This window comes from Thermococcus sp. P6 (genome assembly GCF_002214525.1).
Lineage (GTDB): Archaea > Methanobacteriota_B > Thermococci > Thermococcales > Thermococcaceae > Thermococcus.
In genome coordinates, this window is record NZ_CP015104.1 from 360216 (window position 1) to 371907 (window position 11692).

Genomic DNA, 11692 nt, shown 5'->3' on the forward strand with positions numbered 1-11692 from the left:
ACGGGCCAGAGGGCCAGCTCCCATTTTTTACCTGAGGGACATCCCGAAGGTGCGTTCGAAGATCTCCCCGTGTCCACCGAAGGCCTCGAACATCCTTTTCGAATAGGCCGAGGAGGCCACGTGGAGGAAGTCCCTCAGGTTGGCCCTTATCTCATCCGTCATCGGAACGTGAAGGGGCATCGGCTCGTAGTAGTCAAGGCCCTTCATGAGGGCCGTGGAGAAGTACCAGAGCGTTTTCCTGACTTTCCTGCCCTTTATCGCCGAGAAACTTGCACCCGTGCAGTGGAAGGCGGCGTGCAACACCACTATTTTATCGACCTCAACTCCCTCCCTGAGAAGGTTCCTGCGCTCCGAGTCCCCCGAAAGGTCCTTTATCCTGTAGCCGCTTCTCGTCTGGGTGTCGTGGGGGATACGGAGGTGATGGAACCTCTCGACACTTGGATCGTAAACGAGAACGTCGGTTCCCCCGACGACGTTCAGTTTGCCATCACGGGCCTCTATTACCGTGTTTTCCGTGCTGAGAACCGTGAGACCTTTTGCAAGGGCGAGGGCGGAGATCGTGCTCTTCCCCGTGTGGGGGTAACCAACGAAGAGAACCGCCTTTCCGTCGGGCCTTACTATAGAAACCGAATCCGTCAGGAATACAAGGCTCTTTTTCATTCCGGCCCTTGCAACGGCCTGAAGGAGGAAGAAAACCGGCGCCTCGTTGCCGTAGGCCGATGGAACCCCCGCTTCCAGCTTGTACCTGTCAACGCCGAGAACATCGTAGATGGCCCCAAAGACCCTGAAGTCGTCCCCCCTGAACCGTTCTATCAGGACATCGGGATCACCGGAAGCCACGGTAACGTCGGGAAGATACCTCCTCGCAAAAAGCCCCTTGAAGGCCTCCCTGAAGCCATCGTCCAGCTCACCGGTAAAACGAACGTTAACACCACCAACGCTGAGCATCCACCCACCCATCATGGCCTGAGCCGGGAGATTTATAATCTTTCCGCGGGACGGAAGGAAGAACCCCAACGCTTCCGGGCATGAACTAAAAAGAGAGGGTTATAACCCTCATCCCAGTGCCGCGAGAAGCTTCTCCATGAACATCTTCTCGGGGTAGGCACCCTCGAACTGGACCCTGTCCTCGCCGTTCACCTGAATGACGATCTTGGGCACGGCCATGACACTGTACCTGTCGGCCCATTCGGGGTACTCTATGGCCTCGACCATGTCGCCGAGTATCTTGCCCTTTCCTGCGTTTGTGTTCTCGATGGCGAACTTGTGGGCCATCCTGACCGCGAGCGGGCAGTACGGACAGGTGGGCGTCACAAAGACGAGTATCCTGACGTCCCTGTCGATTCCGGCGAGCTCCCGCTTGCTCTCCTCCATGAGATCCGTCCGGGCGTTGCTGACGTCAACTATGTCCTCGAGGAATGCCCCGAACTCATGGCCCGCGGGAAGGCCGAAGTACCTCACTCCCATGTCCTTTCCATCCCGGGTTATGGTAACGGCCGGGGCGTTGTCTATCCGGTATTTCCCGGCAAGCTCCTTACCTTCGGGGCTCTCGAAGTCGTGCAGCTCGTAGGTAAGCTTCTCCGTAAGCTCGCTGAGCTCCTGAAGCAACTGCTTGAGCTGGTCGCAGTACTGGCAGTGTTCCCTTCCGATGAAGCCGATTATCTTAACCGGCTCGGTCATCTTGGAGAAGAACTCCTCCTTGATAACCTTCTTGTCCGCATCACTTATCAGTCCCATCCCAAACACCTCCACAAGGTTTATAACGATTGGATTATAATCCTTTTGCAGGATCCGGCCTCGGATCACATGAGGGTTAAATGTTCACTATATAAGCTTTACGTCACAGATTTGGGTGGTGTAGGCCATGGATGAACCCGACATATTCTACATACTCGGAAACCGGGTGAGGCGTGACCTCTTGGGTCACCTCACCTGCACCGAGTGTTACTTCAGTTTCCTTAGCAGTAAGGTTAGCGTCTCCTCGACGGCTGTGGCAAAGCACCTGAAAATCATGGAACGTGAGGGAATACTGAAGTCCTACGAAAGGGAGGGGCCCTTCATAGGGCCTGCAAGAAAGTATTATGACATAGCCATCTCCAGAAGCTACGTCGCGACCGTGACACCGAACATCTTCTGGTACAGGGGGCTCGACATCGGGAAAGACCCCGGCATTGATAGGGTCGAGATCGACCTGACGCACGTTCCGGAGGAGCACGGGGACATTCTCCGGGCGGTGAGTTCTTTCCTTGAGTTAACGGGGGAGCTTGAGAAGTTACTTAAAGCGCTTCAGGCGGTGGAACGCAGGCGCGACGGGACGATGAAGGAGATCAAGGAGCTCTACCTCCGGGAGATAGGCGACATGACCCAGCTGGCGATACTCCACTACGTCCTCCTTGAGGGAGAGGCCACGGTTGATGAGCTGAGCGACAGGCTCAACCTCAAGGAGAGGGAGGTTCTCGTTAAAGCCGGGGAACTGGACAAGTTCGTACCGTTAAGGATAAAAGACGGGAGGATTCAAATCGACCGGGAAAGGCTGAAGAGGAAGATCCACGGTGATGATAATGCCGGAAAGGATAAGGGTAGTGGTTAACGAGGACAGGTGCTACCTCTGCGGTGGCTGTGCCGGGGTCTGCCCAACGCTCGCGATAAGGGTGAGCGCCTCGGGATGGGAGTTCTTTGAGGAGAAGTGCATCTCCTGCAGGATATGCATCAACGCCTGCCCGGTGGGCGCCCTCAGTGCCGAACCTCTGGAGGTGGAAGAATGAAGTACGATGTCGTCGTGGTGGGAGCCGGGATCGCCGGGCCGATCGTCGCGAGGAACGTCGCCAGAGAGGGGTTCTCGGTTCTGCTCATCGATAAGAAACCCGCCATAGGCACTCCAAAACAGTGTGCCGAAGGCATAAGCATGAGCGTCTTCAAAAAGCATGACATACCATACGACAGGCGCTACATCAACCGCGAGATATACGGTGCGAAGCTCTATTCCCCGAGCGGATACGAGCTCGAGCTCCGCTATAAGGAAGCCAGCGGGGTTATCCTCGAAAGGAAGGTCTTCGACAAGATGCTCGCCTACTACGCCGCGAAGGCCGGTGCGGACGTTCTGGCGCGGACCGAGGCTCTGGACGTTATACGGCGGAACGGCAGGATAGCTGGAATAAAAGCCAAGCATGAAGATGAACCCCTCGAGATAGAAGCGGAGGTTGTGGTTGCGGCCGACGGCGTTGAGAGCGTGATAGCCAGAAAGGCCGGCATAAACACCTACGCCCCGCCCCACGAGTTCGATTCTTCCTATGAGTACGAGATGCTCATCGAAGGTTACGACCCGGATCTGATTCACCTGTGGTTCGGGAACGAAGTGGCGCCAAGGGGCTACGTCTGGGTCTTCCCGAAGGACGAGGACAGGGCCAACGTTGGAATAGGGATAAACTCCGACAACCCCCAAACGGCCAAGTACTACCTCGACAGGTGGCTGAAGGAGAACAACGTACCCGCCCGGAAGATCCTCGAGATAAACGTCGGCGTCGTTCCCGTTGGGGGCTTCGTCAGGGAGCTTGCAAAGGACAACGTGGTGGTTGTGGGGGACGCTGCGAGGCAGGTCAACCCGATGCACGGTGGTGGCATGGCCGAGGCCATGAACGCCGGGAGCATGGCAGCTAAGTGGATAGTCAAAGCCCTCGAAGAGGAGGATCTATCCCTGCTCCAGAACTACACGAAGGAATGGTGGGAAACGGACGGCAGGAGGCTCGAGAAGGTTCTCAGGGTCAGGAGGGTGACCGAGAAGCTCACGGATGAGGACCTCGACCTGTTCATCCGGGTGCTGAGTGGTGCCGATGCCGAGAAGATAGCCGGCGGAGACTACGGGGAGGTCATAAAGGCCCTCCTGAAGCACCCGAAGGTTCTGCTGAGCCGGAGGAGGGTGAGCCTCCTCAGGCAGCTCCTCTGATCATTTTTTATCCTTCTTCCAGTCCCTGCAGTTCATATCGAGGCATACCTCGTACTCCCTGCCCTTCTCCCGTATCCTTACCACCGGTGCACCGCCACAGCAGGTTTTGTCCGTTGGGATTATCTCACCGCGCTGGAGGAGGGGATAGGTGACGTTGCACTTTGGCCAGTTGGAACAGCCCACGAAACGCTTTCCCGTCTTTCTGTTGTAGCGAACGACCAGATCGCCACCGCATCTGGGACATCTGCCGACCACGAGGGGTTTTTTCTTGCCGGAAGTCTTCCCTTTGCCATCGTTTTCGGAGTCTCCAACGGCACCGTCCTTTCTGGTGGGCGCCGCCTCCATCAGCATCCTTCCTATCTCAAGCTCCCTCTCCCTGAAGACGCTCAGGATTTTTATCAGCCGGTTCCTGCTCTCCTCGATGACCTTTTCCTTCCTCTCCTTTCCGACCGTTACATCTTCCATCTTCTCCTCGAAGGCCCTCGTGAGTTCCACGCTCACTATATCGGGCACGTTCTTTTCGAGCGCCTCAACGACCCGCATTCCGAGGGGGGTAACCTTTATCTTCCTTTTCCCCTCGATGTAGCCCCTGCTGTAGAGCGTTTCGAGTATCTGAGCGCGGGTGGCTTTGGTGCCTATCCCGAGGTCCTCCATCCTCTTGATGACTGCCGCGGGGGAGTACCTCGAGGGGGGTTTGGTCTTCTTCTTCTCGCGCCTTATCCCGAGGACCTTCACGGGCTCGCCTTCCTTAAAAGCCGGCAGGATCACCTCGTCGAACCTGACGTACTTCCCGTAAACCTTCAGCCAGCCCTCGCTCACCGTCCTCGCCCCACTGAGGATGAAGCGGTGGGAGTTGGAATTTATGACAACCCTGACGTTCTCCCTGATGGCAGGCTCCATGAAAAGCGCCAGAAAGCGCCTGACTATGAGGTCGTAGAGGTTTCTCTCGTCCTTTGTGAGCTCGCCCTCCTTCGGGAGCTCGCCGGTCGGGTAAATGGCAGGGTGGGCCGGATCGTCCTTCTTACCCTGCACCGGTTTGAGAACCTCCCTGCCGAGGAGCTCGTGGGCGAAGGGCCTGTATTCAGTCAGCCCGGCGAGCCCCTTGAGAATCGACCGGAAGTTCAGGCTTGAGGGGAGTTTCTGGGACGAGGTTCTCGGGTAGGAGGATAAACCCTTCTCGTACAGCTTCTGGGCGAGATCGAGCGTCTTCTTGGGGCTGTACTTGAAGGCAGAGTAGGCTTCCCTCTGAAGGGTTCCAAGGTCAAAGGGCACGGGCGGATGCCTCTTTCCCCGCCTGACCTCGACCCTCTCCACGAAGGCAGGTCCCTTCTTTGATTCCTCGACTATGCGCTTTGCCTCGGCCTCGTCGAGTATACGCTCCCTCTCGTAGGTGGCGGTGTAGTTCTCCCCGTTCTTTTCGAGGAGCATCTTTACTACCCAGTAGGGGGTGGGCCTGAAGTTCGCGATCTCCCTCTCCCTGTCGACCAGAAACTTCAGGGTCGGCCCCTGAACCCTCCCGGTTGAGAGGACCATCCACTTTCCGCTGGCCCGCTTTATGGACGACGTCAGGGCCCTCGAGAGGTTAACGCCCCAGTACCAGTCAAGCACGTGGCGCGCTATGCCTGCGTCCGCCATTCCAAAGTTTATCGTCGGCTCCAGGTTATACCACGCTCTGAGGAGATCCTTCTTTGTCAGGGCCGAGAACCTCATGCGTTTTGCCCTCGCGGGATCGACGCCGCAGGCGTATTTCAGGGCCGTGTAGCCTATGACCTCTCCTTCAGTATCGTAGTCGCACGCCACCACGAACTCATCGGCCCCCTTTGCAAGGTGTGCCAGAGCCTTTATGTAATCCCTCGCGTAGCCCTTTCCCCTCTCGGCCACGTAAACCGGCACCCATTCGACGTCAAAGACGGGATAACCGTAGGTCCTTGATTTGGGTGCGAGGGAGAAGAGGTGGCCAACCGCAGGAGCGACTACCAACCTTTTCCCGTCCCGGGTGAACTCGTAGTAGGACACCTTGCCGATCGTTTTTCTAACGGGCTTACCCTCGGCAAGGGCGTAGGCGATTTTTCTCGCAACGTTTGGCTTCTCCGCTATGATGAGAGTGACCATGGGGACACCTTCAGAAGGGTCGGAACTCCCGTATAAAAATCCTTTCCCGGGTTGAAGTGGTGGGGCCGCCGAGATTCGAACTCGGGTCACGGGCTCCCAAAGCCCGCAGGATGGACCAAGCTACCCCACGGCCCCTCCAGCGGTGTGGATTGAAGGATCCCTTATTAAGCTTTTCGCCCGGAAGTGGACAGAAACGGAGAAGGCATCTCTGAATGGAGCCCCGGGCGGGGTTTGAACCCGCGACCTGCCGCTTACCAAGCGGCCGCTCCACCAGGCTGAGCCACCGGGGCGTCGATGATACCCTAAAGGCCGGCGTTTATAAATTTTTCTCTTCCAGCCCAAAGCCTATTTAAGGGCCGGATCCAAGATCCCTCCGGTGAAAGCATGAAGGTCGGAGTCGTTTTCGGGGTCAGCGAGCTCGCAAACCCAAAGGCCTTTGAAAGGAAGGCCTCGGAGTTTCTGACGAACCTCGCGGGGGAGTTCGACGTCTCGGGTGGCTTCTTCATCTCAACCCGGGAGGATTTCAGGGAGGCAAAGGGGGAGGTCAACTTCAACGAGGTGGACGCCCTGATACTGTACCCCCTCACGGGTGGAACGGAGGGGGCACTGAGGGAGTTCTCGATCTACAGAAGGCCGGTGGTGATCTACGGTGATCCCTTCAACAACTCTCTGGCCGCGGGGATAGAGCTCAGGGAGTACTTCAGGGACAGGCTGATACCTGCGAGGCTCGTGAAGAACCCCGACGAACTGAAGGCAGTCCTCCTCGGCTATGCCGAAGAGATGGAACTGCTGAACGATTTCCTTAGTATGCGCCTCGGACTCATCGGCCGGGTCTCGCCGTGGCTCATAAACGAGAGGTTCGAGCTCCCCTACACGAGGATAAGCCTCAGGAAGTTCTACGATTACTACGAAAAAGTCGGCGAGGATGAAGGATGGAACGCCGTTGAGGAAATCGTCGGAAGGGCCGTTAAAATAGGGGAACCCGGAAGGGAGGACCTCGTGAAGGCGGGGAGGATTTACCTTGCGATAAAGAGAATACTCCGCCACTACCGCCTCGACGGGTTTACAATAGGCTGCTTCGACCTGATAGGCAAGCTCAGGGCAACGCCCTGTCTGGCTCTGGCCATGTTCAACGCCGAAGGGGTTCCGGCCGCATGCGAGGGGGAGCTGAACGCCCTCCTCGGGATGATGATCGTGAGACGTTTCTTCGATGAATCGGCCTTCATGGGCAACGTGGCGGATTACGGTGAAAACCACCTGATCCTCGCCCACTGTACCGCACCTCTTGTCGGGGACTACGCCCTCAGATCGCACTTCGAGAGCGGAATAGGAGTGGGCGTTGAGGTGTCCCTCCCGAAGGGCAGGGCCAGCCTCCTGAAGATACGCGGAAGAAAGGCCGTCGTGGCCCACGTTGAGGTTTCGGGTCTGGAGCACAACGATTTCCGTTGCAGGACGCAGGTGAGGCTCCGCATGGAGGACGCCGGGGAGTTCGTGGAGGGGACCCTCGGAAACCATCACCTGCTCGCCTACGTGGAGGCTGAGGAGCTGGCGGAGCTTTTGAGCGATCTGGGCTTCGAGGTGATGCTCTACTGAAACCACGGCAAAACCTTTTAACCGGCGATCGAACACGGTAGGGGTTCAAAGATGAAGGTGATAATGACAACCCGCGTCGACAGGGCCTCGATGAACATAATGGAGAAGCTAACGGAGAACTTCGGCTTCAAGGAGACGGAGAAATCCTTCGACGGCAATCCTGTTTACTCGAAGGGCGATACGCTCATACTGACGACCAACGGGGAGATGATATACTACGACCACTTGGATGTGGCAATTGAGAAACAGCTCGGTTTAACGCCCGAGATCATAGCCTTCGCCTCAAGACACTCGAGCAGGAAAAAGCTACCCGCCCTGACCGTTCACGTGACGGGGAACTGGGGTGAGGCCCTCTACGGCGGAAAGGACGGGAGCCTCGCCATCGCCCAGCCCGTTGCGATGAAGCTCGCGCTGTTGAAGATGAACGAGCTCAACGACCTCGGCTGGACGGTTTGCTACGAGGCAACCCACCACGGCCCGAGCGAGCTCGAGGTTCCGAGCTTCTTCATTGAGATAGGCTCCACCGAAGAGGAATGGGCGAACGACAGAGCCGGGGAGATAATAGCGGAGACGATAATCTACGTGCTGGAGAACTACGACGATGCCCGGTTCCCGGTGGCCGTTGGGGTTGGTGGTGGCCACTACGCACCGAAGCAGACCAGAAGGGCACTTGAAAGCGATATAGCCTTCGGCCATATAGCCCCGAAGTACGTCCATCCCATCGGGAGGGAGCTCCTCCTCAAGGCCATCGAGAGAACGGCCGGGGATGTGGATGCGATATACGTTGACTGGAAGGGAAGCAAGGCCGAGACCAGAAGGATGGCCAGAACGCTGGCCGAAGAACTCGGTCTGGAGTTCATGCGTGACTGAGGAATCGAAATCTTTAAAGATGTTGAGCGAAATTCTAAAATCAGCATTTGCCTCAGGTTTATATACCCCAACCCGCAAGGTTGAGGGGATGTTAAATTGCCGGAGGGTGGAAGATGCTGAAACTGATTGAAGACGCTATCGAAAGGACCTCCGCCGCCCCTGAGAGGGTTCCCGAGGTCGAGGCGCCCCAGACGGACATCGATGAAGAGCTCAAGAAGATCCTTGAGCAGATACAGGCAAAGATATACGTCGTTGGTGTCGGCGGTGCCGGTTGTAACACCGTTAACAGGATGATGCAGGTTGGCATACAGGGTGCGAAGATAATAGCCGTCAACACCGATGCCCAGGACCTCCTGAAGATCCGTGCAAACAAGAAGATACTCATAGGCAAGGAACTGACGAGGGGCCTTGGAGCAGGAAACAACCCCAAGATGGGGGAGGAAGCTGCAAAGGAAAGCGAGAGGGAGATAAGGGACGCCCTGGAAGGCGCCGACATGGTCTTCATAACCTGCGGTCTCGGTGGTGGTACCGGAACTGGTGCTGCCCCAATAGTTGCCGAGACGGCCAAAAAGATGGGGGTCCTAACTGTTTCCGTCGTGACACTTCCCTTCACCGTCGAAGGCATAAGACGCATAAAGAACGCAGAATACGGCCTTGAGAGGCTCAGGAAGAACAGCGACACCGTCATAGTCATCCCCAACGACAAGCTCATGGAAGTGGCCCCAAACCTGCCCATACACATGGCCTTCAAGGTTGCCGATGAGATACTCGTGCAGGCAGTTAAGGGCATCACCGAGCTCATCACGAAGCCCGGACTGGTGAACCTCGACTTCAACGACGTAAGGGCCGTCATGAAGGACGGCGGCGTGGCAATGATAGGCATCGGTGAGAGCGACAGCGAGAAGAGGGCAACGGAGGCCGCCCAGCAGGCCCTGAACAGTCCGTTGCTGGACGTTGACATAAGCGGTGCCAGGGGTGCCCTCATAAGCATCAGCGGAAGTGACGTGAAGCTTGAAGAGGCCCAGCAGGTCATAGAGCTCGTCACGAGCAAGCTGGACCCGGAGGCTCAGGTGATATGGGGCATCCAGCTCGACGAGGACCTCGGTAAGACGATAAGGGTCCTTATAGTTGTGACCGGCGTCAGCTCGCCCTACGCGGTTGCCGAGGAGGAAGCCCCTTATCCCGAGGAGGGTGAGAGGAAGATCATCAAGCTCGACCTTGAGGAAATTTAAGCCCATTTCAGGAATCCATCGAGGTGAAGCGGATGGCAACGACCGTTGAAAAGCTTAAAGGGTTCCTCACCGAATCCAAGAGGGTTTTGATGGTAACCAAAAAGCCGGGCATGAAGGAGTTTAAACTGGCGGCGAAGATTACAGGTATCGGAATGACACTCATCGGAACCATCGGCCTCGTGATACGGCTTATAGGCCACTTCCTCACCGGCTCATAAAGGAGAGAGGGATAAAAGATGAGCGAGGGCAAGGTGTTCACAGTACGCGTCACCGTTGGTCAGGAAGAAACGACCGCCCGGTTGATATACGGCAAGGCCGAGACCCACAACCTGCCCATATACGCCATACTCGCCCCCTCAAAGGTGAAGGGTTACATCTTCGTTGAGGCCCCAAGCAAGGGCGCAGTTAACGAGGCCATCAAGGGCATAAGGCACGCAAAAGGCATCCTTCCGGGCGTTATCAGGTTCGAGGAGATAGAGCACTTTCTCGAGGAGAAACCCGCCGTCACCGGCTTTGAGCCCGGGGACATAGTGGAGCTAATCGCGGGGCCCTTCAAGGGCGAGAAGGCAAAGGTGGTCAGGGTTGACGAGGGCAAGGACGAGATAGTGGTCGAACTCGTCAGTTCCATCGTCCCCATCCCGGTCACGGTGAGGGGGGAATACGTTAGACTTATAAGCAAACGCCGGAAGGAGTGAACGCTCAAAAGAGAGAGGTGAGAAACATGCCGCAGATCGTTGAGGTGCTCGTTGAGGGAGGAAAGGCTTCGCCCGGACCCCCACTCGGTCCGGCCATCGGTCCGCTTGGACTCAACGTTAAACAGGTCGTAGACGAGATAAACAAGGCCACCAAGAACTTCGCAGGAATGCAGGTCCCGGTCAAGATCATCGTCACGGATCCCAAGAAGAAGACCTTTGAGATAGAGGTGGGTGTTCCACCGGTCAGCCAGCTCATCAAGAAAGAACTGGGCGTTCCAAAGGGTTCCAACGAGCCGGTTCACACCATCGTGGGGAACCTGACAATGGAAGGGGTTGTCAGGATAGCGAAGGCCAAGGCGGAGCAGATGCTCGCATCGGATCTCAAGGCCGCGGCCAAGGAAGTCATAGGCACAGCCCTGAGCATGGGCGTTACCGTCGAAGGCAAAGACCCCAGAGAAGTCCAGAGGGAGATCGACGAAGGCCTTTACGACGAGATTTTTGCAAAAGAAGAGTGAGGGAAAAGTTTAAAAATACCCTCCTTTACGCATTTTGACTTTTAACGCTTAAATCAAAAGGGAAAGGAGGGCTATAAATGGCCTTTGACAGGCAAAAAATCGTGGAAGCGGTGAAGGAGGCGAAGACCCGGGCCAAGCCGCGCAACTTCACACAGACCGTCGAGATGGCAGTCAACCTCAGGGATATCGATTTGAAGAGACCTGAGAACAGGTTTAAGCTTGAGGTTGTTCTGCCGAACGGTCGTGGGAAGGAGCCGAAGATCGCGGTCATCGCTGATGGGGCCGTTGCCGAGGCGGCTAAACGGCTCGGGCTTGATGTGATTAGTGGAGAGGAACTTGAGGAGCTGGCCAAGAACCCAAGGCAGGCAAGGAAGCTGGCGAAAAACTACGACTTCTTCATAGCTGCCGCACCGCTGATGCCAAAGATCGGTAAATACCTCGGTCGCTATCTGGGTCCGAGGAACAAGATGCCCCAGGTGGTTCCACCGACTATGACCAACATCGAGCCCATAGTCGAGAGGCTTAAAAGGACGGTCAGGATACAGCTCAAGAACAACCCCGTGGTGCATGCTCCCATAGGGACCGAGAACATGGAGGATGAGAAGCTCGCAGAGAACGCGGAGGCGGTTTTAAACGCCGTCCTCAGCAAGCTGGAGCGCGGCGAGAACCAGGTGAAGTCAGTGTACGTCAAGACCACGATGGGGCCGGCGGTTAAGATCGAGAGGTGAGGGA

At 56.7% G+C, this 11692-nt stretch carries 13 protein-coding genes and 2 tRNA genes; 10 read left to right on the forward strand and 5 right to left on the reverse strand.

What is annotated here, in order from left to right; all coding sequences use genetic code 11:
* Window positions 1-27: 27 nt before the first annotated feature.
* Both A3L12_RS01950 and A3L12_RS01955 read right to left on the reverse strand, forming a co-directional pair.
* On the reverse strand, window positions 28-948 hold the full coding sequence (locus A3L12_RS01950; RefSeq protein ID WP_088882044.1) for a hypothetical protein: 921 nt from the start codon (window positions 946-948) through the stop codon (window positions 28-30).
* Window positions 949-1056: 108 nt separating this feature from the next.
* Window positions 1057-1737 (reverse strand): thioredoxin family protein, encoded by a 681-nt coding sequence (locus tag A3L12_RS01955; protein WP_088882045.1) that lies wholly within the window; start codon window positions 1735-1737, stop codon window positions 1057-1059.
* A 127-nt stretch (window positions 1738-1864) separates the two neighbouring features.
* Here A3L12_RS01955 and A3L12_RS01960 point away from each other — a divergent pair, with 127 nt between their 5' ends.
* The 3 genes from A3L12_RS01960 to A3L12_RS01970 are packed head-to-tail and all read left to right on the forward strand — an operon-like array spanning window position 1865 to window position 3943.
* Window positions 1865-2590: a helix-turn-helix domain-containing protein gene (locus A3L12_RS01960; RefSeq protein WP_088882046.1), complete on the forward strand. Its 726-nt coding sequence runs from the start codon at window positions 1865-1867 to the stop codon at window positions 2588-2590.
* Entirely contained in the window at window positions 2562-2765 is a 204-nt protein-coding gene (locus A3L12_RS01965; RefSeq protein WP_088882047.1) for a DUF362 domain-containing protein, read from the forward strand. The genes A3L12_RS01960 and A3L12_RS01965 overlap by 29 nt, the downstream gene beginning before the upstream one ends.
* On the forward strand, window positions 2762-3943 hold the full coding sequence (locus A3L12_RS01970; RefSeq protein ID WP_088882048.1) for an NAD(P)/FAD-dependent oxidoreductase: 1182 nt from the start codon (window positions 2762-2764) through the stop codon (window positions 3941-3943). Before A3L12_RS01965 ends, A3L12_RS01970 begins: the two co-directional genes overlap by 4 nt.
* On the opposite strand, the gene topA is transcribed toward A3L12_RS01970, so the two are convergent.
* From topA to A3L12_RS01985, 3 genes are all read right to left on the reverse strand, one after another.
* Entirely contained in the window at window positions 3944-6055 is a 2112-nt protein-coding gene (gene topA, locus A3L12_RS01975; RefSeq protein ID WP_088882049.1) for a DNA topoisomerase I, read from the reverse strand.
* 57 nt (window positions 6056-6112) lie between these two features.
* Window positions 6113-6190 (reverse strand) — tRNA-Pro (locus A3L12_RS01980).
* Window positions 6191-6268: 78 nt separating this feature from the next.
* Window positions 6269-6345 (reverse strand) — tRNA-Thr (locus tag A3L12_RS01985).
* 94 nt (window positions 6346-6439) lie between these two features.
* On the opposite strand from A3L12_RS01985, the gene A3L12_RS01990 reads away from it, so the two are divergent.
* From A3L12_RS01990 to A3L12_RS02020, 7 genes are all read left to right on the forward strand, one after another.
* Window positions 6440-7648 (forward strand): hypothetical protein, encoded by a 1209-nt coding sequence (locus tag A3L12_RS01990; RefSeq protein ID WP_088882050.1) that lies wholly within the window; start codon window positions 6440-6442, stop codon window positions 7646-7648.
* Between the two features lie 51 nt (window positions 7649-7699).
* Complete coding sequence (locus A3L12_RS01995; RefSeq protein WP_088882051.1) at window positions 7700-8518, forward strand: D-aminoacyl-tRNA deacylase; 819 nt, start codon at window positions 7700-7702, stop codon at window positions 8516-8518.
* Window positions 8519-8631: 113 nt separating this feature from the next.
* Window positions 8632-9750 carry a cell division protein FtsZ gene (gene ftsZ / locus A3L12_RS02000; protein WP_088882052.1) on the forward strand — a complete coding sequence of 373 codons (1119 nt, stop codon included), beginning with the start codon at window positions 8632-8634 and terminating at the stop codon, window positions 9748-9750.
* A 32-nt stretch (window positions 9751-9782) separates the two neighbouring features.
* On the forward strand, window positions 9783-9968 hold the full coding sequence (locus A3L12_RS02005; RefSeq protein WP_088882053.1) for a protein translocase SEC61 complex subunit gamma: 186 nt from the start codon (window positions 9783-9785) through the stop codon (window positions 9966-9968).
* A gap of 18 nt (window positions 9969-9986) precedes the next feature.
* Window positions 9987-10445 (forward strand): transcription elongation factor Spt5, encoded by a 459-nt coding sequence (locus A3L12_RS02010; protein WP_088882054.1) that lies wholly within the window; start codon window positions 9987-9989, stop codon window positions 10443-10445.
* Window positions 10446-10471: 26 nt separating this feature from the next.
* Window positions 10472-10960: a 50S ribosomal protein L11 gene (locus A3L12_RS02015; RefSeq protein ID WP_088882055.1), complete on the forward strand. Its 489-nt coding sequence runs from the start codon at window positions 10472-10474 to the stop codon at window positions 10958-10960.
* Window positions 10961-11037: 77 nt separating this feature from the next.
* The gene (locus tag A3L12_RS02020; protein ID WP_088882056.1) at window positions 11038-11688 is read left to right on the forward strand and encodes a 50S ribosomal protein L1; all 651 of its coding nucleotides are present in this window, start codon (window positions 11038-11040) and stop codon (window positions 11686-11688) included.
* Window positions 11689-11692 lie beyond the last annotated feature (4 nt).